The sequence below is a fragment of the Enterococcus sp. AZ078 genome (assembly GCF_051714985.1).
Lineage (GTDB): Bacteria > Bacillota > Bacilli > Lactobacillales > Enterococcaceae > Enterococcus_B > Enterococcus_B hirae.
Window position 1 is genome coordinate 1,629,267 of the sequence record NZ_JBIOSW010000001.1, and the last position, 24,615, is coordinate 1,653,881.

25 protein-coding genes are annotated in these 24,615 nt (G+C 37.6%); all 25 read right to left on the minus strand.

What is annotated here, in order from left to right:
* Window positions 1-14: 14 nt before the first annotated feature.
* On the minus strand, window positions 15-509 hold the full coding sequence (gene nrdR / locus IGJ18_RS07600) for a transcriptional regulator NrdR (RefSeq protein WP_010719039.1): 495 nt from the start codon (window positions 507-509) through the stop codon (window positions 15-17).
* Window positions 510-953: 444 nt separating this feature from the next.
* Window positions 954-1,286: a hypothetical protein gene (locus IGJ18_RS07605; protein ID WP_010719038.1), complete on the minus strand. Its 333-nt coding sequence runs from the start codon at window positions 1,284-1,286 to the stop codon at window positions 954-956.
* A gap of 52 nt (window positions 1,287-1,338) precedes the next feature.
* Window positions 1,339-1,974, minus strand: a complete 636-nt coding sequence (coaE, locus tag IGJ18_RS07610; RefSeq protein ID WP_010719037.1) for a dephospho-CoA kinase — start codon at window positions 1,972-1,974, stop codon at window positions 1,339-1,341.
* Complete coding sequence (mutM, locus tag IGJ18_RS07615) at window positions 1,938-2,774, minus strand: DNA-formamidopyrimidine glycosylase (protein ID WP_088775527.1); 837 nt, start codon at window positions 2,772-2,774, stop codon at window positions 1,938-1,940. The genes coaE and mutM overlap by 37 nt, the downstream gene beginning before the upstream one ends.
* A 69-nt stretch (window positions 2,775-2,843) precedes the next feature.
* Entirely contained in the window at window positions 2,844-5,489 is a 2,646-nt protein-coding gene (gene polA, locus IGJ18_RS07620; protein WP_438843116.1) for a DNA polymerase I, read from the minus strand.
* 166 nt (window positions 5,490-5,655) lie between these two features.
* Complete coding sequence (locus tag IGJ18_RS07625; protein ID WP_010737680.1) at window positions 5,656-6,339, minus strand: Bax inhibitor-1/YccA family protein; 684 nt, start codon at window positions 6,337-6,339, stop codon at window positions 5,656-5,658.
* Entirely contained in the window at window positions 6,332-6,817 is a 486-nt protein-coding gene (locus IGJ18_RS07630) for a MaoC/PaaZ C-terminal domain-containing protein (protein WP_053766813.1), read from the minus strand. The genes IGJ18_RS07625 and IGJ18_RS07630 overlap by 8 nt, the downstream gene beginning before the upstream one ends.
* Before the next feature lie 225 nt (window positions 6,818-7,042).
* The gene (gene murC, locus IGJ18_RS07635) at window positions 7,043-8,377 is read right to left on the minus strand and encodes a UDP-N-acetylmuramate--L-alanine ligase (RefSeq protein ID WP_010719032.1); all 1,335 of its coding nucleotides are present in this window, start codon (window positions 8,375-8,377) and stop codon (window positions 7,043-7,045) included.
* A 181-nt stretch (window positions 8,378-8,558) separates the two neighbouring features.
* Complete coding sequence (locus IGJ18_RS07640) at window positions 8,559-9,314, minus strand: YdcF family protein (protein ID WP_438843117.1); 756 nt, start codon at window positions 9,312-9,314, stop codon at window positions 8,559-8,561.
* Between the two features lie 27 nt (window positions 9,315-9,341).
* Window positions 9,342-9,827 carry a SprT family protein gene (locus IGJ18_RS07645; protein ID WP_063627188.1) on the minus strand — a complete coding sequence of 162 codons (486 nt, stop codon included), beginning with the start codon at window positions 9,825-9,827 and terminating at the stop codon, window positions 9,342-9,344.
* Between the two features lies 1 nt (window position 9,828).
* The gene (locus IGJ18_RS07650; RefSeq protein ID WP_207427006.1) at window positions 9,829-12,012 is read right to left on the minus strand and encodes a Tex family protein; all 2,184 of its coding nucleotides are present in this window, start codon (window positions 12,010-12,012) and stop codon (window positions 9,829-9,831) included.
* A gap of 225 nt (window positions 12,013-12,237) precedes the next feature.
* Window positions 12,238-12,969, minus strand: coding sequence for a metallophosphoesterase family protein (locus IGJ18_RS07655; protein WP_010719028.1), 732 nt, complete (start codon window positions 12,967-12,969; stop codon window positions 12,238-12,240).
* Between the two features lie 230 nt (window positions 12,970-13,199).
* Window positions 13,200-14,141 carry an oxygen-dependent tRNA uridine(34) hydroxylase TrhO gene (trhO, locus tag IGJ18_RS07660; RefSeq protein ID WP_010719027.1) on the minus strand — a complete coding sequence of 314 codons (942 nt, stop codon included), beginning with the start codon at window positions 14,139-14,141 and terminating at the stop codon, window positions 13,200-13,202.
* A gap of 302 nt (window positions 14,142-14,443) precedes the next feature.
* Window positions 14,444-14,815 carry a VOC family protein gene (locus IGJ18_RS07665; protein ID WP_438843118.1) on the minus strand — a complete coding sequence of 124 codons (372 nt, stop codon included), beginning with the start codon at window positions 14,813-14,815 and terminating at the stop codon, window positions 14,444-14,446.
* Window positions 14,816-15,053: 238 nt separating this feature from the next.
* Window positions 15,054-16,445 carry an L-cystine transporter gene (locus IGJ18_RS07670; RefSeq protein ID WP_010719025.1) on the minus strand — a complete coding sequence of 464 codons (1,392 nt, stop codon included), beginning with the start codon at window positions 16,443-16,445 and terminating at the stop codon, window positions 15,054-15,056.
* Between the two features lie 215 nt (window positions 16,446-16,660).
* Complete coding sequence (locus IGJ18_RS07675) at window positions 16,661-17,056, minus strand: DUF1149 family protein (RefSeq protein ID WP_010719024.1); 396 nt, start codon at window positions 17,054-17,056, stop codon at window positions 16,661-16,663.
* Between the two features lie 50 nt (window positions 17,057-17,106).
* Window positions 17,107-17,730 carry an HAD-IA family hydrolase gene (locus IGJ18_RS07680; RefSeq protein ID WP_248255198.1) on the minus strand — a complete coding sequence of 208 codons (624 nt, stop codon included), beginning with the start codon at window positions 17,728-17,730 and terminating at the stop codon, window positions 17,107-17,109.
* A gap of 54 nt (window positions 17,731-17,784) precedes the next feature.
* A complete protein-coding gene (locus tag IGJ18_RS07685; protein WP_010719022.1) occupies window positions 17,785-18,453 on the minus strand; it encodes a 2,3-bisphosphoglycerate-dependent phosphoglycerate mutase in 669 nt (222 codons plus the stop codon).
* Window positions 18,454-18,462: 9 nt separating this feature from the next.
* Window positions 18,463-18,900 (minus strand): hypothetical protein, encoded by a 438-nt coding sequence (locus IGJ18_RS07690; RefSeq protein ID WP_034698189.1) that lies wholly within the window; start codon window positions 18,898-18,900, stop codon window positions 18,463-18,465.
* Window positions 18,901-18,954: 54 nt separating this feature from the next.
* Window positions 18,955-19,626 carry a hypothetical protein gene (locus tag IGJ18_RS07695; RefSeq protein WP_010737691.1) on the minus strand — a complete coding sequence of 224 codons (672 nt, stop codon included), beginning with the start codon at window positions 19,624-19,626 and terminating at the stop codon, window positions 18,955-18,957.
* Window positions 19,627-19,760: 134 nt separating this feature from the next.
* Window positions 19,761-20,138, minus strand: a complete 378-nt coding sequence (locus tag IGJ18_RS07700) for a P-II family nitrogen regulator (RefSeq protein ID WP_438843119.1) — start codon at window positions 20,136-20,138, stop codon at window positions 19,761-19,763.
* The gene (locus tag IGJ18_RS07705) at window positions 20,135-20,908 is read right to left on the minus strand and encodes a DUF1538 domain-containing protein (protein ID WP_063627193.1); all 774 of its coding nucleotides are present in this window, start codon (window positions 20,906-20,908) and stop codon (window positions 20,135-20,137) included. The genes IGJ18_RS07700 and IGJ18_RS07705 overlap by 4 nt, the downstream gene beginning before the upstream one ends.
* Entirely contained in the window at window positions 20,905-21,588 is a 684-nt protein-coding gene (locus IGJ18_RS07710) for a DUF1538 domain-containing protein (RefSeq protein ID WP_010737694.1), read from the minus strand. The genes IGJ18_RS07705 and IGJ18_RS07710 overlap by 4 nt, the downstream gene beginning before the upstream one ends.
* A gap of 349 nt (window positions 21,589-21,937) precedes the next feature.
* Window positions 21,938-23,638 carry a DUF4091 domain-containing protein gene (locus IGJ18_RS07715; RefSeq protein WP_438843120.1) on the minus strand — a complete coding sequence of 567 codons (1,701 nt, stop codon included), beginning with the start codon at window positions 23,636-23,638 and terminating at the stop codon, window positions 21,938-21,940.
* Complete coding sequence (locus tag IGJ18_RS07720) at window positions 23,639-24,613, minus strand: alpha/beta hydrolase (RefSeq protein WP_438843121.1); 975 nt, start codon at window positions 24,611-24,613, stop codon at window positions 23,639-23,641.
* Window positions 24,614-24,615: the final 2 nt, after the last annotated feature.

Consider the following 24,615-nt stretch of genomic DNA (forward strand, 5'->3'; position numbering starts at 1 on the left):
ATTTTATTTCTGATTTATTCGTTGTTTTCTTTATGATTCTCTTTATTATTTTCTTTTGCTTTATCAACGATGTCTTGTAATTCTTTTAAAAACACCGACATATCTTTAAATTGACGATAAACACTGGCAAAACGGATATAAGCAATCTCATCTAAATTGACCAGATCTTCCATCACGTATTCTCCGATCAACGTCGTCGATACTTCATTTTCACCAAGACTTCGCACCCGATTTTCAACATGATTTACGATTTGCTCCATTTGTTCCATCGCAACTGGTCTTTTTTCTGCTGAACGGATTAATCCTCTTAAAATCTTGTCACGATTAAATTCTTCCCGTTCCCCATTTTTTTTGATCACTAATAAAGGTGCTGCTTCAATTCTTTCAAATGTTGTAAAACGAAAAGAACAGTTTTCGCACTCTCGTCTTCGACGAATTGCTCGACCATCATCCGCTTGTCGACTATCAATCACTCGGGAATTGTTATGTTGACATCTAGGACATCTCATTATTTTCACCTCTTAATCTGAAATTTTTCTGATATACATTCATTTAATATATTGAATCAATTTATATAGTATTGATTCAACGAACATTCAAAGGATAAATTTTCACTCGATAATAGTTACGTAAATAATTACGTATGAAACAATATTTTTATGATTCACTCCTGCTTTTCATAAAAAAAGTTTCACACATGTAACTAGTTGTATTATAACATGAAACAATTCTTACAGGCGACTCTCCTGTATAAAAAACCTCGTTAGAAGAACCTTTTTTTCAATCGATTGATCGAAATTGTTCCAAAGCAAAACAATTAGGCTTGACTTTCGAGAAAACTGCATGTAAAACAGTGCTTCTTAAAAACTTCTTTCAGGTGCATACTTCAAAAAAAACAGAGAGTGAGACAAAACTTGTCTCACTCTCTGTTTCAACAGTCTAAGTTATATCCATTAAAGTTTTTCTTCAATCCCTGTATAATGTTTCATTCGTTGTTCATCGATTTTTTGTTGTTCAGGAATATGATCGGCTTCTGGTAAAGGTGTTTTTTTGTGTGTTGGATCATCTTTTTTTCGTTCTTGTGTCAGATCTTGCTCCTTGGCTTCTTTTTCTGCTTGTTGGTCTTCTAATTCATCGACTCTGGCTTTGTAGCGTTCATCATTTTCTTTTGCAGCTTCTGATTGTGCCCGTCCTTCATCTACCAGTTCATCTTTATTCAAGATCTCTCCTAGTTTTTCTTTTGCAGAACCGACTACTTTATCTTTTTGATTTTTAAAAGTCCCCATACCAATCCCCCTCTTTTCTTTATATTCAGCATAGCAAACTATCTAAATATACTCAAAGAAATCGATTGTTGAAGTCCGAGAGCCAACGTTCGATTTGACAAGTCAGTTCATCCTTACTACCGGAATTGTCAAAAACGATATCTGCTAATTTTTTCTTCTCTTCAATCGGCATCTGGCTTTGTATTCTTTTCTTTGCTTCGTCCAGTGTCAATTGATTTCTTTTCATCAAACGTTGCAATTGAATTTCTTCTGGAAGGTAAACGACTGCTACAGCATCCATTTCCTGTTCATAATGACCTTCAAATAATAAAGGGATATCAACAACAACTAAAGGATAATTTGCTTTTTGTTGCTTAATCTGTTCCGTAATCGCTTGACGGATAAATGGGTCTAATAAGCGATCAAGTTTTTGTCTTTGTTCTGTCGAATCGAAAATAATCTTAGCTAAAGCTACTCGATCAAGCGAGCCATCTTCTTGAAGGATTTCTTCTCCAAATTCTTGAACGATTGCCGCCAATCCAGGAGTCTGAGGTTGGACGACTTCACGGGCGATGATATCTCCATCGATCATCGGGATTTGGTGACGGCTAAAAACAGCTGCTGCAGTGCTTTTCCCAGTAGCAATCCCACCAGTTAAGCCTAAGACATAGCCTACTTGCTGATTTTTAGTCTTTGGCAATTTGGACAATAGTGCGTCCCCCTTTGCGCTACTTTTGTTTTGACGATCGGTGTATGACAACGAACACATGGTTGACCAGTCTGACCATAGACATGTAAAGCTACTTGAAAGTTACCTGACTCGCCTAACGCATTGAGATAACTCCTGATCGTCGTTCCGCCAGCCTCGATTGCCCGAGACAACACGTCAATAATTGCTTTTCGTAACAACTCTGCTTCTTTGGGCTTCAATGTATCCGCTGGCTGTTCTGGATGGATCTTCGCTTCCCAAAGCGCTTCATCCACATAGATATTCCCTAAACCTGTTACTAATTTTTGATCTAATAATAATGGTTTAATCGCTTTATGAGATTTTTGTAAGCCTAAACGAAAGCCGTCTAATAAAAATGTATCTGGCAACGGTTCTGGACCTAATTTCATGATGCCTTTGTAAGCATCACTCGCTCCTTTTTCAACTAATGTCATTCGTCCAAATTTACGTACATCATGGTATCGGAGTTGGCTACCATCTTCAAAGAAAAAAATGACATGCGTGTGTTTATCGATCGGTTCATTTTTTTCAACAAATTGGTATTTTCCTTCCATACGTAAATGCGAGATCAATTCATAATGACTCAAACGAAAAATTAAAAACTTGCCTCTTCGATCAATAGCCAGAATCTCTTCGCCAACTAACGAAGCTTCAAAGATTGCTGTTTCTGGTTGTTCAATGATTCTTGGCCATAAGACTTGGATTTTTTGGATTTTCTTTCCAACGACTAAACGAGACAAGCCTTTTCGTACAGTTTCTACTTCTGGTAATTCTGGCATGTTTTCACCTTCGACTTATTTGCTTTTTTATCTATTTATTGAACAGATCGGTTCAATAGTGGCAATCAGCTATTTCGCTTCATACCACGTTTTCCCCCAACTACTATCTGTAATCAATGGTACGTGTAAGGACACGGCATGTTCCATGACTTCACTTACTAATTTGTCTAATCGTTCTAATTCTGTTTCTGGCACTTCAAAAACCAATTCATCGTGTACTTGTAACAACATGGTTGCTGATAGTTTTTCTTCTTTTAAGCGTTTATCCAACTCGATCATCGCGATTTTAAGAATATCAGCGGCACTTCCTTGGATTGGGGTATTGATTGCGGTTCTTTCAGCAAAAGAACGTATATTATAATTTCGTGAATTGATATCTGGTAAATAACGTCTGCGATGGTAAAGGGTTTCGACAAAGCCATGTTCCTTTGCTTCACGAACGATACGTTCCATATATTCTTTGACTCCAGGATATTTCTCAAAATACGTATCAATGTACTGTTGTGCTGCTTTTCTTGTAATCCCAAGATTTTGTGATAAACCATAGTCAGAAATACCATAAACGATCCCAAAATTGACTGCTTTTGCTTGACGACGCATATTTGGTGTGACATCTTCTGCTTTTTCAATCCCAAAAACACGCATAGCAGTACTTGCATGGATGTCTTGTCCTTCAAGAAAGGCTGCTTTTAAATGTTCATCATTCGAGATATGAGCCAAGACTCGCAATTCGATTTGTGAATAGTCAGATGAATAGATCAACCAGTCTTTTTCTCTAGGCACAAATGCTTGGCGAATCTTTCGCCCTTCATCTAAGCGAATAGGAATATTCTGTAAATTAGGGTCTACTGAACTTAAACGCCCCGTTTGTGTCAAGGTTTGAACATATCTGGTATGGACTTTCCCATCAGATTGAATGACTTTTAACAAACCTTCCACATAAGTTGATTGGATCTTGGCGATTTGGCGATACGTCAAGATGTCATCCACGATTGGGGCTTGTTCTCTTAATTGTTCTAAAACATCGACCGCAGTGGAATAGCCCGTCTTCGTTTTCTTGATCACCGGTAACCCCATTTTTTCAAATAAAATGACACCTAATTGTTTTGGTGAGTTTAAATTGAAGGATTCACCAGCCTCTTGATAGATTGTTTCCTCAATCTCTTTCAATCGATTGGAGAATTCGATTTTCATTTCTTGTAAACGAGAAGCATCAACTTTGATACCAGTGATTTCCATTTCAGCTAAGATGATTGAAAGGGGTAGTTCCATCTCACGGAACAAGGCCATTTGGTTTTTTTCTGTTAATTCTTGACTTAACTTAGGTGTTAAAACATTAATGGCAGATACTTTTCTGGCAAGGTGGGCAAAAAATACTTCTTCCTCTTCCGGTAATCCTTTTTTTGCCCCTTTTCCATAAATTACTTCATCTGACTGCACTTCATGATAGCCATAATGGGCAGCGATTCCTTCAATATCCGTACTTTTCTCATTTGTATCAAGCAAGTAGGCACCAAGCAATACATCAAAATCGATCCCTTTTGTTTTCGTGGCATACCGATTTAAAGCCACATAGGTCCGTTTGGCATCATAGACTTTTTTCAACCGTGTTGGATCAGCTAACCAAGCACAAAAAGCTTCGTTCTCAAATAACGCTAGATCATTCGTAACATAAATTTTTTGTTTCGTCCCCCAAGCTACACCCACGATATCTTCTGTATGGTAATTGTCTCCCATCATCTCCACATATAAAGCCATGTCAGTCGTGAACATGTCCTCATGGTATTCATGGACTACTTCAAATAGGATATCTTCAAGTTCTACTTCTTCCTCAACAAGGTCCAGCTTTGCCAGAAATTGTTTAAATTCCATTTCTTTATAAAATGGCACCAATTTCTCTAAGTTTTTCCCTTCATATTTTAATGAATCAATTGAGACTTCAACTGGCGCATCTGTATTGATCGTCGCTAATTGTTTGGATAAGAAAGCTTGTTCTTTATCATTGATCAAATTTTCTTTCATTTTGCTTTGTTTCATTTCATCAATATGCTCATAGATCCCTTCAACGGATCCATATTGTTTTAACAATTTGATTGCTGTTTTTTCGCCGATTTTCGTCACACCAGGAATATTGTCTGAAGCGTCTCCTGCCAAACCTTTCATATCAATGATTTGATTTGGCGTCAACCCATCATATTTTTCAGCCACATGTTCAGGTGTGTAACTTTCGATATCACTCACACCTTTCACCGTAATGTCTACTTTGATTTCATTACTAGCTAATTGAGTCAGATCTCGATCACCAGATAAAACAACGACATCAAATTCTTCTTTATTGACTTTTTCGGCTAATGTCCCAATGATGTCATCCGCTTCATAATTAGGTAATTCATAGTATTGGACACCTAGTCCTGTGAGTAATTCACGAATGTAAGGCATCTGTTCTTTAAATTCTCCAGGAGTTTTTGAACGGCCACCTTTGTATTCTGCATACATCTCGGTTCTAAATGTCGTCTTTCCTGCATCGAATGCAACTAATACATGAGTAGGTTGCTCTTTTTGCATCACATTTTCAAACATCGTGTTAAAAGCATAGATCGCATTTGTATGCAACCCATTTCTATTTTTAAACCGTTCTAATGAATTGTGTAAAGCAAAAAATGCGCGAAAAGCAACACTATTTCCATCTACAAGTAATAATTTATTTTTTGTCATCTGCCTAACTCCTTACTGTAAAGTTCTTATTTATTCTAACAAAGAATACTGAGGAAAGCGAAAAGAAAAACGCAAATTATCCACTTTACTGGACAAAAAAGAGTGAAAAGACTCAATGCTTTTCACTCTCATAATTATTGTTCAATTGAACTGTCCATTCAATCGCTTAATTGTTGCGTCCGAAAATTCTTAAGAATGCTAAGAACAAGTTGATAAAATCAAGATATAGTTGTAATGCCAAGAATACGGCAATCCCACTATGTGCTGTACCATTTGATTCTATATAGATTGACCGGATCTTTTGGTTGTCATATGCGGTAATTCCTGCGAAGATCACGACTAAAAGAAGAGAAATAAACAACTCTACTGCGCTGCTTCGTAAGATAAAGACATTTAAGACCATGGCAATAATGACACCGATCAATGCGGCCATTCCGGCACGGCCGACACCTGTCAAATCTTTTTTAGTAACCAAGCCTACAACGGACATCCCTAAAAACATTCCAGTTGCTGTAATAAACGCTCTGGTAATGCTACCGATATCATACATCGCTAATGTGACAGCTAACGTCAGTCCATTCAAGAGCGAATACGCAATAAAACCACCAATAGCTAAACTTGGGTTTTTAGCTGCTTTAACGCCCAATACAACTACTAAAATCAACTCTACGATCCAGAGACCCATAAAGCCTAATGGGAAATTATTGATGAACGAGAAAACTTGTTGAGGATATACTTGTAATGCGAGATAAGAGATAATCGCACTTAATGCTAGACCTCCTCCTAGATAACCATAGACCTTAGCATAGAAGCGATTCAGTCCTGTTGAAATAGTACCTTGATTATTCATATGTTTCACCTTCACTTTCAAGAGTAATCTCTAATTCTGGTTCGACCGGTGGCTGAACCATCACTACTGCATCCAATACCCGATTTTCTTCGCTATTGTTTGCTTCGACAGAGATTGTCACGACATTTTTCATTTTGTCTACTTTGATAATATCAAACTGAAAAGTCAATGTTTGATAATGGAAAACTGGCTCAATAAAATTGACAGAAAAATTGACTACATGAGACCCAGGACCTGGCAAATGTTTTGAAATTGCACTGGTGATGATGCCCATCAACATGACAGAAGGCACAATCGGTTGTTGGTATTCCGTGTGTTTTGCAAAATCATGTTGGATGTAGAGTGGATTCGCATCATTTGTTAGTCCTAAATACAATAACAGCTGATTGTCTTCAATCGATTCAGTTAAAGACAACGAGTCCCCTTCCTCCAGTTCATTGATGGTTTTTCCTAATTTACGTGGTTTACTTATGTTCAAGTTAGTAACCCTCCAGTTTATATATTGATCACTTCTTATTGTATCAAAACAGTCCAAAAAGGCAAGTTACACTGATTAAAACAAGAAAATATTAACGAAACTGAAAGAAGACAGCGATGTTGATTCCTCTTTTGAAAACCAGAAAAATCAAAAAATCTCTACCTGTTAAGTTTCATTCTTTAACAGATAGAGACTGCTTTACAATCGACTACTTAAAAAAATAGATTACAATACATTCTTTGTCGTACTACTTAATAATTTTTCATACGCTTGTTCAAATTTTTGAACGTCCCCTGCACCCATAAAGATAATGACAGCATCGTGGAAATCAAGTAAAGGAGAAACATTGTCTTCTTTGATCACTTGACCACCTTTTTTGATTTTATTGCCAAGATCTTCAATTTTGACATCGCCCTGTTCTTCTCGAGCAGAGCCAAATATATCACATAGGTAAACTTTATCTGCAAGATCTAGTGCTTCTGCAAACTCATCCATCAAAGCAATTGTGCGGGTAAATGTATGAGGTTGGAAAACTGCAATGATTTCTTTATCAGGGTACTTTTGTCGAGCCCCATCGATTGTTGCTTTGATTTCAGCTGGATGATGAGCATAATCATCTACAACTGTCATATCAGCTACGATTTTTTCGCTGAAGCGACGTTTTACACCTGGGAATGTTAACAATTCTTTCGCTACTTCTTCTTGGTCTAGTTTTTCAAAATAAGCAACTGCGATCACGCCTAATGCGTTTAATATATTATGTTTGCCAAAAGCAGGAACAGTGAAATGTCCCACAAATTCATCTTTGTGGTAAACATCGAAAGCTGACCCCGTCGTTGTGCGTTCGATATTCCGAGCTTGGATATCATCGTCTTCAGAAACACCATAATAATAGATCGGAACATCTGCTTCTAATTTTCTTAAGTAAGCATCGTCTCCATAGGCAAAGATCGCTTTTTTCACTTGATTTGCCATTGATTGAAATGCGGTAAACACATCATCAATACTTGTATAATAATCTGGATGATCAAAATCAATATTTGTCATGATAACATAATCAGGCGAATATGCTAAGAAATGGCGACGATATTCACAAGCTTCAAATGCAAAAAATTCTGCTTCGGGATCGCCATGTCCTGTGCCATCACCAATTAAATAACTTGTTGGACGAATGCCAGTCAACATATGTGAAAGTAATCCTGTCGTACTCGTTTTACCATGTGAACCAGTCACTGCAATACTCGTGTAGTTTTGGATAAAGTCGCCGATAAAGTCATGATAACGAACAACTTCTAATCCCAACTCTTTCGCTCTTTGAATCTCCTCATGCGTATCTGGGAAAGCATTACCAGCAATGATCGTCATTCCAGGTTGAACATTCTCTGCATCAAAAGGCAAAATTTTGATATTTGCTTTTTCTAAATCCCTTTGTGTAAAGAAATATTTTTCGATATCTGATCCTTGTACTGGTAACCCTTGCTCGTGTAGGACAAGTGCCAATGAGCTCATTCCTGATCCTTTAATACCAACAAAATGGTATAATTTATTTTGATTTTCCATTTGAATCCTCTTCTCTTAAATATCATCCATTATTTTGTTTTCTATTACAACACGTTCCTCATTATCATATAAACCTAAAAAAATTTCAACCAAATATATTTGAAGAGGTTACTTACTTGAAAAATCGTTCAAATTTAAAAACTGGCTAACGCTCTCGTTTGGTCTACTAGGGATAATTTTCTCATGAACGCAAGAAAGTTCCTGAAACAGAAGAACGGATCCGTTGATAGGCTGACCAAACTTTTTGTGGGATGTCCACATGATTCATATAATTTTTCCCATTGGGTCCATAGCCCTGTTCATCATCCTTCAAACGAACCATTTCTCCTAAAACTAACGCATAAAAATAATCTTTCGACCATTGATCGTTCAACTCTGGCAGAGAAAAATGTAACTCTTCCGCTAGTTCAATTAATTGGGGAACAAATGGGACATAGTTACACCATTCTACTCCTGTGCCTTTCCAGACCTTCTCAAAAGTTGCTCTGGTACGTCGCTGTAATGTTGGATCATTCATAAGAAAAATCCGTTCAGGTAAAGCGCCCTTTTTTTGAAGGATCGTCAAGGCATGTTGTGCATTTTCCCCAGAGTTCGTCGAGGTTGTTTCTAAAATGAATCTTTCAGTTGGAATGCGGTATTTTTCTGTTAAGTAACGAAAACACATCTCACTTTCACTGAGTCCATCCTCAAATAAACCCCCTTGCTTTGCAAAATTTTGGCGAAGCACCTTAGTAGCATGTCCGATTCCTCCGACTAGAAAAATTTGCTGCACTTGTCCTTGCAAATACAGTTCAGCTGCCTTATCAGCAAGAATCGGTAAGCCATTGCCTGCTAGAATCACTATTGGTGCCGAATCATTTGTTCTTTGATCACTTGCATCAGCCAAAAAGGATAGCAAACAATTCCAATCTTTCAATTGTTCCCCTTGATTCGTCATGAGCTTTTTTCTCCTTTTTAAGATTTTTTACTTACTAGAAATCTGTTCATTTGGCACTTTATCCAGTGTTTCCTTCCAAATCAAATGCCCTCGACATTTCCCGCAAACATAGCGTTTTGTATCGATTTTTCGCTTGCGGTAAATATCGGTTGTACAACTAGCACACTGATACCATTCAATTTTAGTCGTTTTCTTAGCAGAAAGAGCAGGAGCGTATCTTAAACCACCCGTTTTTTTTAGTAAAGCCTTAAAATCAGCATCTCGATGACGATAACCTTTATTAGCTAAATGCAAATGATAATGACATAATTCATGTTTAATGATTGCAACTTTTGTCGCTTCATCCACTTCTTGAAACATCTTCCAATTAAAATCTAAATGATGGTCGTTTAAGTGATAACGTCCCCCTGTAGATCGCAAACGAGAATTGAATTTTGCTTGATGCTTAAAGGGCAATGAAAAACTATCTAGCGAGATTTTTTCAACGAGTTGCTGCAATTCGATTTCTGTCACTTTATTTCGCCTCATAAGGGGAAAGCATCGTTAAACTGATTCTTCCTTTATTGACATCAACGGCTTCAATCCAAACTGTTACAACATCGCCTACAGAAACGACATCAGTAGGATGTTTAACAAATTTTTTACTTAATTTAGAAAGATGAACTAATCCGTCTTGCTTTACACCGATATCAACAAACGCGCCAAAGTCGATTACATTCCGTACAGTCCCTTTCAACTCCATCCCTGGTTTCAAATCTTCCATACTTAAAACATCTGAACGCAAGAGTGGGGCTGGCATTTCATCCCGCATATCTCTACCAGGTCGGGTTAACCCTTCAAGAATATCAGCTAACGTTTCTTCTCCTACAGATAATGTTTTGGATAAATGAGTGGAAGAAAGTTGAGATAGAGTTTCGATTGCTTCTTTTTTACCTAATGCTTTCTCTGATAACCCGTTGCTTTTTAGAATTTCTTTTGCAATTGGATAGCTTTCCGGGTGAATGCCTGTATTATCAAGAATGTTTTTCCCACCTGGTACACGGATAAACCCGATCGCTTGCTCATAAGCCTTTGGTCCTAAGCGAGGAACTTTTTTCAATTGCGCTCGCGTCTCAAACGCACCATTTTCTTCTCGATAAGTCACAATATTTTGAGCAGTTGTTTTATTCAAACCAGAGATGTGTTGCAATAATTGAGGGCTTGCAGTATTAACATCCACACCCACTTGATTGACCACAGTTTCTACTACAAAATCTAATTGTTCCGCTAAACGTTTTTGAGAAACATCATGTTGGTATTGTCCAACTCCTACAGCTTTAGGGTCAATCTTCACTAATTCAGCTAATGGATCTTGCAAACGTCGAGCGATCGACACTGCACTTCGCTCTTCCACTTGGAGATCAGGAAATTCTTTGCGGGCAATATCACTTGCAGAATAAACAGAAGCTCCCGCCTCATTCACGATCGCATAGTACGCTTTATGATCAGCTGATTTTAATTGTTCAGCAACAAATTGTTCTGATTCACGGCTAGCAGTACCATTTCCTATTGCGACCATATCTACTTGGTATTGGTTGATCAATTGAACAAAAGCAGGTCCTGCAGCTTCACGTTTCGCTTGAGAAGCAGGTTTATGCGGATAGATGACTTCAATTGCCAAAACTTTACCTGTCGCATCTACTACAGCTAACTTACATCCTGTACGATAGGCTGGATCGAATCCTAAAACGACTTTTCCTTTTAAAGGAGGTTGTAACAATAGATTACGGAGGTTTTCTCCAAAGATCGCAATTGCTTGCTCATCAGCTTTTTCAGTTAATTCATTGCGCACTTCCCGCTCAATCGCAGGTTGGATAAATCGTTTGTAACTATCTTGATATGCATTCCTAACAAACATAGTTGCGGGAGAAGCTGGGTTGTTGATCAATTGCCGCTCCAGATAAGACAAAATAGGTTCCTCTTCCACTTGGAGTCCGACTTTCAAAATGCCTTCTTTTTCACCACGATTCGTCGCTAAAATACGATGAGAGACGATTTTATGAATGGGTTCGGCATACTCATAATACATTTCATATACCGCTTTTTCATCTAGCTCCTTCTTTTTAACGACACTGACATAAGAACCTTTATTGTAGGTATAGGAGCGTACCCACGTTCTGTAAGTTGCATTATCACTGACTTCTTCAGCAATGATTTCGTGAGCGCCTTGCAATACTTCTTCAACCGTATGAACTTCTTTTTCATCATTGAGGTATTTTTTTGCTTCTGCATAGACATCTTCATTGGGCAATTGACGAAGCCACTGGGCAAAAGGCTCTAATCCTTTTTCTTTTGCGATCGTCGCTTTCGTTCTGCGTTTTTGTTTATAAGGACGATACAAGTCTTCTACTTGTTGCATTTTAACTGCTAAAGTAATGTCTTTTTTCAATTCTGGCGTTAGCTTACCTTGTTCATCGATTAAACGAATCACTTCTTGTTTTCGTTTCTCTAAGTTTTCTAAATAAGCATAACGCTCTTCAATTTCTCGAATTTGTACCTCATCTAAGCTACCGGTCATTTCTTTTCGGTAACGTGCAATAAATGGGACAGTATTTCCTTCGTTCAATAAATTCAATACGGTGGTAAGTTGTTTTGAATGATACATCGTTAGTTCTTTTTGAACTAACTGGACAATTGTTTGATTTAAATTCTCTGCCATCAATATACTCCCTTTTTAAGTTAAAGCCATTTTCATTATTCCCTGTTTCTAAATAAAAATGGTGGATTTTCTCACATACTTATTTATTTTATCATATTTGATAACAGTACTTATAGCAGCTCTTAGCAAAACAAATCAATCACACTAAAAATCCCCTATAATAGTTGAGGAATTTGAGTTTCCTCAATACTTTTATAAGGAATCATGTACTGTTATCCTGATCCATTAATTTCCTTGCCACGGTCCTTCAGTGTTTTGATACTCAATGTCTTGAACGATACCAGTTTCATCAAAAACCACACCATGCATCGATCCACCAAAGACTGCTCCACCGTCAATTCCGATTTTCTTATCGTGAATCCATAAATCTGTCGTTTCCATATCTCCGTGTAGCATAGGGGTAATGGTATGACCAAAAACGATTGTTTTTCCTGTATTATTTTTACCTTCATGGAAAGGTTCGCGGATCCAGATGAAATCATGAGGGTTTGTATCATGCCAATCTTTTTTAGTTAAGTCAACCCCTGCATGGACAAAGAGATAATTATGCCATTCATAATAAAGTGGCCGCTCACATAAAAAATCAATCAGTTCGCCATATCGTGAGCGAATCATCAACGCAATCTCTGTAGGCGAATACTCTTCAGTTGACCCAGGGTGTAAAAGACTGTCAAATGTTTCTTTGCCACCATTCCGTAAATAGGGCTCATACCAGTCTTCAGGACTTTGGAGGAACTGCAAAAAGTACTCTTCGTGGTTTCCTCGAAGATAAATCGCGTTATTTTCTTTGACTAGTTGCATACCTAGTAAAAAACATTCTTTCGTGTTAGGGCCTCTATCATTCAAATCCCCCATCAATACTAATTGATGATTTAATGGATCAAATTCGTTGACCAATTTTTTAAAGAGATCGTATTTTCCATGAACATCGCCAATCGCATACACCCACTTTTTCATGATGAAACTCTCCCTTTCCATTGTAGTATAACGTATCTTTCGCATAGATTTACACTTATCAAAAAGGTTTTTCCCTTTCCTATACTGATTTTCTCAATAAAAAGAAAAAAAGACAAGCCAAAAATAAAGATAGCAAAGGAATTCCCTTATTCACTCAGCGCTCAGCTAGAGCTAGTTGATTGGAGAACAGCTTCTCCTGCTATGTTTATTTTTCAGCTTGTCACTAAATGCTAGTTAAAAAAAGCAGCTAATTTTTCTTCTACTTCTTTTTCAGACAGTTGATGCTCTTTGATGTAGCGGTTTTGTGGATGTTTTGCGCATTCGATCGAACAAGAACCTAAATGTTTTTCTTCATTTTCAACAGAAGTCAACATCTGACGATTGCATTCAGGATTGCCACAATTGATGTAGCGTTCGCAAGGCGTACCGTCGAACCAATCTTTGCCTACGATTCGTTTATCCACTTGATTGATATCAACTGCAATACGTTCATCGAACACATACATCTTACCATCCCACAATTCTCCTTGAACTTCAGGGTCTTTTCCATAAGTCGCGATCCCGCCGTGTAGTTGACCAACATCTTTGAAGCCTTCACGGACTAACCAACCAGAAAATTTTTCGCAACGAATCCCACCAGTACAATAAGTAACCACTCGTTTTTCCATAAATTCTTCTTTATGATCACGGATCCATTTAGGGAGTTCCCTAAAGCTTCTAATATCAGGACGAACAGCCCCACGAAAATGTCCTAGATCATACTCGTAATCATTTCTGGCATCAATGACAACAGTATCTTCATCTAAAATTGCCTCTTTGAATTCTTTTGGTGAGAGATAATCTCCTGTCAATTCGTGAGGATCGATATCGTCTTCTAATTTCAAAGAAACAAGTTCTGGTCGTGCACGAACAAACATTTTCTTAAATGCGTGGCCTTCACTTGGATCAATTTTAAAAAATGTATCAGCAAAACGCTCGTCTTGATGCATCATCGCCATATATTTTTCAGTTTCTTCGATCGTTCCAGACAATGTGCCGTTGATTCCCTCTTTGGCAACTAAGATTCTTCCTTTTAAATTCAACGATTTACAAAAGGCTAAATGTTCCTTCGCAAATTGCTCTGGGTCTTCAATGGTTGTGTAGTTGTAATAAAGTAATACTTGGTAATCCATGTTTTCTTTCCTTCCTTCTCTTCTCTCCAGAATAGTATAAAAAAAGTAAGGTTCGTTTGACGATATTTATGCTTGTGTATTAATGTTCAAACTCTTCAGTTAACATAATATAATTATCGTTTTTTTAATTTAGGCAAACTTTACTACATAAAAGATGGAATAAGATGACCTCGACGATGGAATGACCATTTACATAAACTAGGTTCTACCAAGTGAAAAACACCCACTCTACTAGTCGCTAAACATGACCTGTTTAACTACTAGTAGAATGAGTGTCTGAAGACTACCTTCAAATCATTTTTTTATTTCCCTGTTACTGCAAAATAATTACCATCAGGATCGGCAAAATTAAATACATATTCTTCACCTAACTGGACTAATTCGCCTAATACCGTACCTTGTGCTTGCATTTTCTTATATAAATCAAAAATATCATCGCTATAAAACATCAAGGATGGGGAACTTCCAGCAACTTCTGGGGAATGTTGTTCAATGAATTCCCGATCGTATAAGACAAGTGAAGTAGTCGCCTTCTCTGATTGGGCGATTTCTATAACCAGTGTGCCATCCATTTCTTGACGATCTAATTCTTTGAATCCAACCGCAGTCCAAAAATCAACGTTTTTTTTCACATCATCCACATATAACATGATTTTCATTTCATTGGTAAACATGTAAATCCTCCTACATTTCTTCGTTTTAGAAGTCATAAGCTTAACTATTTTAGCATACGGAGATCGGAAAAGCTATCTTCACTCCATCTTTATACTCTTATACTTGCCCTTATTGTCATAGTTTTTGGAGTGGATGGAATCTCTTTTTCACTTTTCGGAATAAAATAGATTCCCTGTATCAATCGCTTATAAAAAAACAGATCCCGTCTCAAAGACGAAATCTGTTTTTGGCTTATAACTAAGCATTGACATCAATGACTTTTGAATCATCTTTGATTGCTTCACGATCCAAGTCCTTAATTCTAGCACTCGTGACAATCCCGGCAACCATACTGCCACTGACGTTCGTTGCTGTTCGAGCCATATCAATCAATGGTTCTACTGAGATAACTAAGCCAACGATGGCAACTGGCAAATTCATCGCCCCTAAGACGATCAATGAAGCAAACGTTGCGCCACCACCAACACCGGCTACACCAAATGAGCTGATCGTGACGATTGCAACTAACATCAAGATAAAGCCAATACTAAAAACATCAATTCCAGCAGCTGGAGCAACGATCGTGGCTAGCATCGCTGGATACACACCTGCACAGCCGTTTTGCCCAATCGATAAACCAAAGCTGGCTGAAAAATTCGCTGTTGCTTCATCCACACCTAACGCTTTGGTCTGTGTTTCGATATTCAATGGCAATGCCCCTGCACTTGAACGTGAAGTAAAAGCAAAGCTCAATACTGGAAAAGCTTTTTTAAAGTAGTCAAACGGATTGACTTTCACTGAAAGCAAGATCAATGAATGAACAATCAAGACTGCTAGTAAAGCAACATACGAAGCAAGTACGAATTTTCCTAAATTGATAATGGCAACAAAATCACTAGTAGCCATCACATTCGTCATCAACGCAAAGACGCCATATGGAGTCAAACGTAAAACTAAGGTAACGATACGCATAACGATTTTATATAAACTATCAATCAAATTGGCAAAAAATTCTGCTTCTTTCGGTGCTTTTCTTTTGACTCCTAGATAAGCAATCCCGACAAATGCAGCAAAAATCACAACACCGATCGTACTTGTTGCACGTGTACCAGCTAGATCAGCAAAAACATTTTTAGGGATGAATGATAATATTTGTTGCGGAATCGTTAATCCTTGGATACTCTCTTGGCGAGTGGCTAATTCCGAGATTCGAGCTGTTTCTGCTGCGCCCTCGGTAAACTTCGCTCCTTGAAGACCAAATAATATGGTTGTACCGATTCCAATCAATGCAGCAATTGCTGTTGTTGCAAGCAGTGAGGTTAATACTGTTGCACTGATTTTACCTAATTTTTCAGAAACTTTCATTTTTGTAAATGCGCCAACGATCGAGACGAATACTAATGGCATAATCAGCATTTGTAAGAAGCCGACATAGCCTTCACCTACGATATTGATCCATTCCATTGATTGACTGATGACTTGGTTATCTACTCCAAAAATCAATTGTAATAAGCCACCAAATACGATTCCGATAGCTAGAGCTGTATAAACCCTTGTTGAAAATTTTGCATGGCGCTTTTGCATGCGATAGAAAACATATAATAATACCGCAAAAACTAGAACCACTAAAACTGTGATGAGTGTTGTCATTTTACTCCTCCTCTAATTTTTAATGACAAGTCCATCTAAGGAAGTAAAGGTTCCCGAAAATGATTCTTCAATCATTTTCCTGAAAATATTTTTTTCAGCGACTCGTTCATTCTAGACTATTTATGTAAAAAATACATTCGTTTTGCTTACAATTAGTAATAGAAAAAAACCAGTAGTGATAGCCTTTGACTATCACTACTGGTTTTAAGCACGTTTTATGCTTCGTTTTCTTCTTTTTCAGATTGAAAATTTAGTTTCACGCCTGGTTGATCCAATGCAATCTCAGTTATTTCATAGGCCATTCGTTTGACGATGTCAAATAATGGCGCAACTAGCTCATCCACTTCTTCTTGTGTGACATCATTTTGTCCTTCAATCTTTCGATTAAGGATATGGTTAATTTGACTCACGCTTCCTGATAAAACATATGTATCAAAGACTAAGCGAAATTCTAAACGTGCCCCTACGATACTGTGTTCTTTCGGATAGTTCTCAATCGTCTCTTTCAGAGGAGAAAATCCTACTTTTAAATCTGTTTCAACTTCTTGATCAGGCCTTTTAAAATCATAGTGAAATGCCTCTACTACTTCTTTTTGTCTTTTGATTTCCATTTGATCACTCCTTATTCAAATTATAACATACCTCACTTTGAAAGAGGATACTATTTTATTGCTTTCTCCTTGATATCAAGGATTTTCAAGAGATCATCTACAACATAATCGGCAGGAATATCTTGTAAAAAATGATCAATATCATACAAACAAGTCAAGACTCCTGCATTCTTACCAGCTTCTATATCTAAACGACGATCACCAATCATGATCGTTTCCGACTTTTTCAATTGATGTCTTTGGATCAAATCATTTAATGAGTCGGGCGCTGGCTTACGAGGAAAATTCCGATCAATCCCGATGACTTCTTCAATCAAATCAGCTAGATCAAACTGCTCAAGTAATCCCCAAGTTGAGGATGAGAGTCGATGGGTCAAAATAAAATGCTTTGCACCTTGACTTTTCAATGATCGTAACACTTCTTGGGTGCCTGCAAAAGGCTTGGAAATTTTCTGACTCGCTGCTTCATAACGATGAAACAAGGGTGTAAATTGTTCTTCTGGTAATTGGTATTCTTTGATTAGTTGACGGGTAGAAAATTTCTTCATGATCGGATAAATCGTTTCTTGATCCGCTAAGATACCTAACGCAGCCATTGCTTGAAGCGCTCCATCGACCATGGCTGGATAAGTATCAAATAATGTTCCATCAAAATCCCAAACATAATTTTTTATCATCGTAACTTCTTTCCTTTAGATCTATTCATATTCCCACAAAACATGTCCCTCTTATAACAATTCTTTTCCGAGGATTTCTAACTCTTTATTTAAAGTGTATTGGATCGGTTGCGCATTCGGGATATCAATCGTATCCAACTGATTTTCTGGTACATCTTCTAAGTATTTCGTTAACGCACGTAAGCTATTCCCATGTCCAACCACTAAGACATTTTTACCAGCTAATAAGTGTGGTGCAAGTTCATCTTGCCATAAAGGAACCACGCGCTCAACTGTCATCTCTAAGCTTTCACCATGGGAGAGCAAACGTGGATCTAAAGAATCATAGCGTCGATCAAAATGGTTTTCTGATACGAGTGGCGGAACTTCTCGATAGCCACGACGCCATTTTTTGACTTGTTCTTCGCCATATTCTTTTTTCATCTCCGTTTTATTTTTACCAACTAATGCCCCATAATGTCGTTCATTTAACCGCCAAGTTTTTTGGACGGGAAGATACAATTGATTCATTTCTTCTAAAGCTAACTGTGACGTTTTGATTGCTCTTTTTAGTACAGATGTATAAACGATATCAAAAACCAATCCTTGCTCATTCATTTTTCGTCCAGCTTCCGTTGCTTGTTGCATCCCCTTTTCAGTTAGCGCAACATCTAACCAGCCAGTCCAATAATTTTGAAAATTGGCTTCACTTTCACCATGTCGTAATAAGACTAACTTCATCCTCTTCACCTAGACTTTCGTTTCAAATTGGGTACCGCATTTTTGACAAGTCACTCGAATTCGTCCTTTACCTCGTGGCGCTCTTTGCTTTTGGTGACAAGTAGGACAAGAAAAAAACGTGTACTCCATCACTTTCTTTGAATTTTTTGGCTTTCTCAACTGAGAAAACCATAATTTTATTTGATTCGATTTTTCGATGAATTTCCGATTTTCATTTATTCTTACATAGATTTTTTTTGATAACAATCGAAATACGATCAGACCGAGTAATCCCCAAAATAAGAAATAACCAATTGAAAAAGGAAGTAAAAATTGAAACAGACGAAAGAATAGTGCCAGAATCAACAATACTCGGTTCAACGAATCAAATGTTGCATAACGTCCTTGCATCACTTGGTTGTATTTTCTTTTGTATTCAATCAAGCGTCTTAACCAAATTTGTGCCATCGTAACTCCTCCTGCTGCTCTTATTATGGCAAAAAAAAGCAAAAAGAAAAAGCTTTAATTCGCTTTTTCCATTGTTAATTGATGAAGTGCATTCCGATTCTTCATAAAGTCAATCACGATGACTTTCTTTTCCTGCGCTCTTTGGACGACACGAAATGTATCCGCTAACGGTAACGTGAGCTTTCTAGAAGGCACTTCCTTCAAGCGAACAAATCGGCGAATCAGCGTTAAGAATTGTGTTAATTGAATCGATGTATGAACTAAATCAGGATATTTTTTTAATAATTGAGTTGTCTTTAATAAATGGCGTTTTTTACCAATTTCACTTAAAAAACTTTTTAAGATTTTTTGTTGCCGTTGAAAAATTGAAAATGAATCTTTCTCATCAATTTTATAACGCATTTGTCTTTGAAGTTCACTGACCGTTAACTGTATCAACTGGCCGTTCTCCTTGATTATCAAGCCATTTGGAAATAGCTCTGTTACTGCCTGATCCCAACTTGTCAATGAAAGCTCAAGATAATCTTTCACAGGTAAATCAAGTTCTCTATTAAAAAAGAGCAAAAGTGCAGTTAACCCTTCTGATTGATAGATTTCTCCTAGTGTTTGACCTTCTAAATGAAACTCTGGCGAAAAATGCAACAAAGTTTTCCCCTTGTTTAACTGAACATAAAGAAAGGTCGAACGGTTGATGACTTGATCCTTTAGCACCACTAAAAAATTCATTTTTCTCCCCCTTTATCATTTTTAACATAGCATATTTTTAAAAAGTTGTCTGGTAAAAGAGGAGGGTTTCATAAAAATTTAGTAATTCATCAAATTCTCCTTAAAACAATGAAACCACCTGAGCGATTTCAGGTTCACTCCTCTTTTTCCATCAATTCTTTCATCTCGATCACTTCCCGATATTGGTGGATTTTAGTGATCCCAATGACTTTATCGACATCAATACTAAAACAGATACCATTGCCTGGAACATCAATGTTGATTCCCTGACCAATCGTCTCCATGACTTGATTGGTTAAACTATCAGGTACGAGGGTTAACACAATATCTTTTTCAGGTGAGATTTCCAGACCTAAAAAATTACTAGAATCATGAATCTCTGATCCACGCCCATGGAGTATCGTACCTCCAGCTGCTCCGGCGGTTTTTGAAAACTTAATCACTTCGTACCCCATTCCCCCATCAACAATCGTGACGATCATATTCAGATTCAACGCTACAGGATCTTTCATTTTTTTCCCTCCAACTGTTGTAATTTGTGTTTGGCTTGTTTATCTTTTTCATCTTTCCTTTTGTAGATATAGCCTAGAACCAATGTCGATAATATGGGCGTCAATGCAATCATAGCCACTACTCCAAATCCATCAATAATCGGATCTCTTCCTTCAATTTGCGTGGCGATTGCCACACACATCGATAAAATGAACGTGGAACACATGGGGCCAGTCGCTACCCCTCCGTTATCAAATGCCATAGCAAGAAAAATTTTATCAACCTTGCGTCCTAAAATAAAAGCTAAGCCATATCCTGGAATCAAAAAATAGTAGAGAGAAAAACCAACTAATAAACGCCACATAGATAACCCAACTGCTAAGCCAATCCCAATAGAGATGACTGCTAACATGATTTTTGCTTTGATTCTTCCCTCACTCAATTCTTCCACTTGTTTAACCATGACATGGATCGCTGGTTCTGCGAAACCAACTAAAAACCCCATCAAGAACCCTAAAGGTATCAAAAGCTGATTATGTTCTAAACTAGCAAGTACACTACCTAGATGTTGTCCAACAGGAACGTAAGCCAGATCGACACCATGCAGGAATAAGATCAATCCGACAGTAGTGATCAAAAAGCCCTTGATAATAGCCCAGAAACGTTCTTTACTCATCTGAAAGCTCAGGAAGTTCATGACTAAGAATAATAGTATGATCGGCGATATGGCGATTAACACCTCATAGGCAATGATTTCTATCCCCGAGAATAATTCTTGGACTATCTTCATTGAAAAATCACCCCTAAAATCATTACTGCCAGAATTGGACCTAAAGATGCAATCCCAACCATCCCAAAGCTATCATTGGCACTCGTTTCTTGACGAATCATACTAGTCAGTCCGCCAGCTAATGCTAGAATAAAAGGAACAGTAATCGGTCCAGTCGTAACGCCTCCAGAATCAAAAGCAATCGGCATAAATTCATTACTTGTAAAAAATGAAGCGACTAATACACCAACATAACCAATCGCCATCAATTGATAATAAGATAATTTGAAGACAACCCGTAAAAGAGCAAACGCTAAAAAGACACCTGTGCCAACGCTTACAATTCCAATTAACAACACTCGGCCAATCTTTCCTTCAGAAATCTGATTGACTTGTTGTCCCAACACTTGAACGGAAGGTTCTGCGATCGTGATTACAATTCCAATCATAAATCCTAAAGCAATGAGGATTGTGAGACTTTTCTTTTTGATCATATATTTTCCCACTAATCGCCCGACTTCCATCATCGAATAATCGGCGCCAAATAAAAATAGTGTCATGCCAATCATCATAATCCCTGCCCCAAACAAAAAAGAAATCATTTCATCTGAGTCAAGCGGTGCGAAAATAAAAGTTAAAATAACAATTAAAAGTGTCATTGGTAAAATGGCGATAACAACTTCTTTTAAATTTTTTAGCATATATCCTCCTCCTTTACTCTATTTTACCTGATTCCTTCACAAGTTACGAGCAGAACAGGTAAACGCTGTTATTTTTTTCAATAAAAAAATACTCAAATATGACATTACCGTAAAAAGAAGCCAAATGGAGCGAAAATCAAACTTGGTTTCGGCTCCTTTGGCTTCTCTTTATGTTATAAGCAACAATGCCTCAAATCAAGAATGAAAAATCAGAACGAACTTTTCAAATTTTGGGGCTTGATTTTAAAAGAAAGGCATGTTGTTTAGCAAGGTGATCAAAAAGCGTCTGGAACTAAGAGTCTCTTCTTGTTTCACCTGTGGGAAGTAACCACAAAACAAGTACTCAGCTCTAAGACAAGGAAGCAATCAATTGTTTTCGAAATGCTTCGTATTCGTCTGCCTGTTGATTAAACAAACGTTGGTTGCTTGTGTGGCTATCTTTCATCCATTCTTTTGGTTCGCTGCTGCCTAAAAATGCATCTAACAATTGTTGTGTGACAATCGGATTCTTTTTCACTGCTTCTTTGACCAGGTAAAAATCTTCAATTCCTCTTTGCAATTGTTTGTATCGTAAAGACAACAATAACTGTCCAGAATAGCTAGGATAAATGAGACAAGTATCACCGATCGGTAACGAACTAGTATTATAGCGGATATCTTCTCGCACATTTTCTGGCCAGCAATTATATGCCCAACGCAGCATACCATCTGTTTTGAAGCAATGCGCTAAAATTCCTTGGATACGAGTCTCTAGTAATGAGCTGTGTAAAAAGGTATTCGGACGATCAGGATAATTACAAATATAATATTGTGTCTTTCCTGGATGGCTTTGTGTTAACTGCTGATAATGGTTGCACGTACAATAAAAAGAAGTGACCGGAAAATCGACATCTGGCAGCAATTGTTCCAAGACGTTTTCTTTATCAAAAGCGACTTTTATCTGAACACTAGTATCCACTGACTTTAATTCTGCTAATGAAGCTTTAAAGGTGTCTATTTCGTGAATCTTCGGCTCATCAGAGATAATCCTGACTTTATCCCATACCCCAATCTCTTTGAAATGCTCAAATAATTGGTTGAAATAGGACTTCAATTCATTTTTGTTTTCGATGAATCCGATCTTTTGCAAGGCTTCATCAAAATAGCGAACCACAATTTTTTCAGGGTAATCTAACTGTTGGATCAATGGGAAGAATGGTACTTGCCACACACCTAACAAACCAAAGACGTTGATTTCTTGATCGATACCTGCTTCTGCCATCGTTTGAAGATAGCGATCTAAAATGGTGAAATCACACGTCAATTCTCCTTTGAGATCCTTCTTGACTTTGATCATTGAATACTCATAGAGATTCGCTGGATAGTCTTTGACGATATAATTGAACCAACCTTTCCAAGGGATCTCGCCTGCGATCACCGTTACCGCTTTTTGCCCAATAGCTGCTAAACTGGTAGCCATTTCGTGAATCAATCGGAAATGAGTCTCACTCCACAACGGGACTTCAAAACTTCTCGCTAAATTAGACGGTTGTTGCCAGATGTCCAAATTAAATTTCTGAGTCACGTTATCTGGAAAACAATAATCTGAAACGTCAATCATTAATTTTTTCGTCACTACTTCTTCGTCACCGGCTGTCAAATATGAACGGTAAACTGTTATTTCTAGTGAATAGCTGCCAGACTTGATTTCAGTATCCAGAGGAAATTCCAGATAAATTGGCGCATAACGATCGCCTGAATAAGTTTTCACTGTTTGTTCTAACAACTTATCAGCATACAATATATCTTCGTTGCCTAAATAATAGTCAATAAATTGAGCTTTTACTGGTAACGAGGATTCGATAGCGATACGATAAATCGGTATCTCAATAGCATCTGGTATCGAAAATTCATCCGATAGTACGAAATGGTTTTTTCGCCCGTCATGAAGTAGTAACTGACAAGCATTTTTACTGTTCTTATAAAAAGTTAATTCCGTAAGTTCCTGAGGCTGTTCAGCCGTCAGACGATTGGTCGCTTTATAACTTTCATGGACAAGGTAAGCTTGCATTCAATGCTCCTCCTTTGGTCGATTCAATCCATCGATCAATTGTTCAAATCGTTCATTCGTCATTTGATCTGGAATCATTCGCCGTAATTGCTTTAAATTAAGTCTTTTTACTAATTTGAAACGACTAGGATCTTGCCAGCCAGGGAAAAATCGTTGGAGAACTTGCTGATTTTCTGCCTCTTTTACGAGTTGAAAAATCGGTATGTCGATGATCTCTCTGGTCGATAATTCGTTGCCTTTTTTTTGTTCTTCCCACTGTGATTCCATCCATTCCATCGCAAATGGAAACCAGCGAGCAAAACGTTCGTCTGTCACTTCATCAGATGTTCGGTACCACTTAGTTGCCAAAGAAAGTCCATGAGGTCCTTTTTGAAAAATATGTGATTCAAAAGGAACATCATTTTCTTCTAACGCACGTAAATATAGTAAGGAATTTTCGATAGGAACGATCGAATCTTCAAATGTGGAGAATAAAAACGTCGGCGGCGTATCACTCGTCACGCATTCTTCCAAAGAAGGAGCCGAAATACCCATGACCTCTGAAAAAGAAGAGAGGATAGCTGGATAACCTAATAAACATAGAGCGGGTTTAGTCGCTAACATTGTCGACATGGCTGCTGCTAAATGCCCACCTGCTGAAAAGCCAATGACCGCAATCTTATGACGATCAATCTGCCATTCTTCCGCACATTCTTGAAGTAATTCCATTGCTTTTTGTCCATCAGACAATGCTTTTTGAAAATGACGATGTTCTCCTACATGATAATGTAAAACACCTGCATGATAGCCCTTTGACAGAAAGCTTAATGCGATCGGTTCCCCTTCTCTTTCACTACAAAAAGAATACCCACCCCCAGGAATTACTAAAATAAACGGACGTTTTTCGATTGGCTGCGATTCAAACAATTCTTCTTGTAAGTAAAGCTTGAGACCGGTATTTGCCTTGCGATCAAAAATAATTTCTTTTGTTCTCATTG

Excerpts from the sequence above, each read along its gene's own strand:
- nrdR (WP_010719039.1), bottom strand. The coding sequence starts at position 509 with ATGAGATGTCCTAGATGTCAACATAACAATTCCCGAGTGATTGATAGT.
- IGJ18_RS07605 (WP_010719038.1), bottom strand. The coding sequence starts at position 1,286 with ATGGGGACTTTTAAAAATCAAAAAGATAAAGTAGTCGGTTCTGCAAAA.
- mutM (WP_088775527.1), bottom strand. The coding sequence starts at position 2,774 with ATGCCAGAATTACCAGAAGTAGAAACTGTACGAAAAGGCTTGTCTCGT.
- polA (WP_438843116.1), bottom strand. The coding sequence starts at position 5,489 with ATGACAAAAAATAAATTATTACTTGTAGATGGAAATAGTGTTGCTTTT.
- IGJ18_RS07625 (WP_010737680.1), bottom strand. The coding sequence starts at position 6,339 with ATGAATAATCAAGGTACTATTTCAACAGGACTGAATCGCTTCTATGCT.
- murC (WP_010719032.1), bottom strand. The coding sequence starts at position 8,377 with ATGGAAAATCAAAATAAATTATACCATTTTGTTGGTATTAAAGGATCA.
- IGJ18_RS07640 (WP_438843117.1), bottom strand. The coding sequence starts at position 9,314 with ATGACGAATCAAGGGGAACAATTGAAAGATTGGAATTGTTTGCTATCC.
- IGJ18_RS07650 (WP_207427006.1), bottom strand. The coding sequence starts at position 12,012 with ATGGCAGAGAATTTAAATCAAACAATTGTCCAGTTAGTTCAAAAAGAA.
- IGJ18_RS07655 (WP_010719028.1), bottom strand. The coding sequence starts at position 12,969 with ATGAAAAAGTGGGTGTATGCGATTGGCGATGTTCATGGAAAATACGAT.
- trhO (WP_010719027.1), bottom strand. The coding sequence starts at position 14,141 with ATGGATTACCAAGTATTACTTTATTACAACTACACAACCATTGAAGAC.
- IGJ18_RS07665 (WP_438843118.1), bottom strand. The coding sequence starts at position 14,815 with ATGTTTACCAATGAAATGAAAATCATGTTATATGTGGATGATGTGAAA.
- IGJ18_RS07670 (WP_010719025.1), bottom strand. The coding sequence starts at position 16,445 with ATGACAACACTCATCACAGTTTTAGTGGTTCTAGTTTTTGCGGTATTA.
- IGJ18_RS07675 (WP_010719024.1), bottom strand. The coding sequence starts at position 17,056 with ATGGAAATCAAAAGACAAAAAGAAGTAGTAGAGGCATTTCACTATGAT.
- IGJ18_RS07685 (WP_010719022.1), bottom strand. The coding sequence starts at position 18,453 with ATGAAGTTAGTCTTATTACGACATGGTGAAAGTGAAGCCAATTTTCAA.
- IGJ18_RS07690 (WP_034698189.1), bottom strand. The coding sequence starts at position 18,900 with ATGGCACAAATTTGGTTAAGACGCTTGATTGAATACAAAAGAAAATAC.
- IGJ18_RS07695 (WP_010737691.1), bottom strand. The coding sequence starts at position 19,626 with ATGAATTTTTTAGTGGTGCTAAAGGATCAAGTCATCAACCGTTCGACC.
- IGJ18_RS07700 (WP_438843119.1), bottom strand. The coding sequence starts at position 20,138 with ATGAAAGATCCTGTAGCGTTGAATCTGAATATGATCGTCACGATTGTT.
- IGJ18_RS07705 (WP_063627193.1), bottom strand. The coding sequence starts at position 20,908 with ATGAAGATAGTCCAAGAATTATTCTCGGGGATAGAAATCATTGCCTAT.
- IGJ18_RS07710 (WP_010737694.1), bottom strand. The coding sequence starts at position 21,588 with ATGCTAAAAAATTTAAAAGAAGTTGTTATCGCCATTTTACCAATGACA.
- IGJ18_RS07715 (WP_438843120.1), bottom strand. The coding sequence starts at position 23,638 with ATGCAAGCTTACCTTGTCCATGAAAGTTATAAAGCGACCAATCGTCTG.
- IGJ18_RS07720 (WP_438843121.1), bottom strand. The coding sequence starts at position 24,613 with ATGAGAACAAAAGAAATTATTTTTGATCGCAAGGCAAATACCGGTCTC.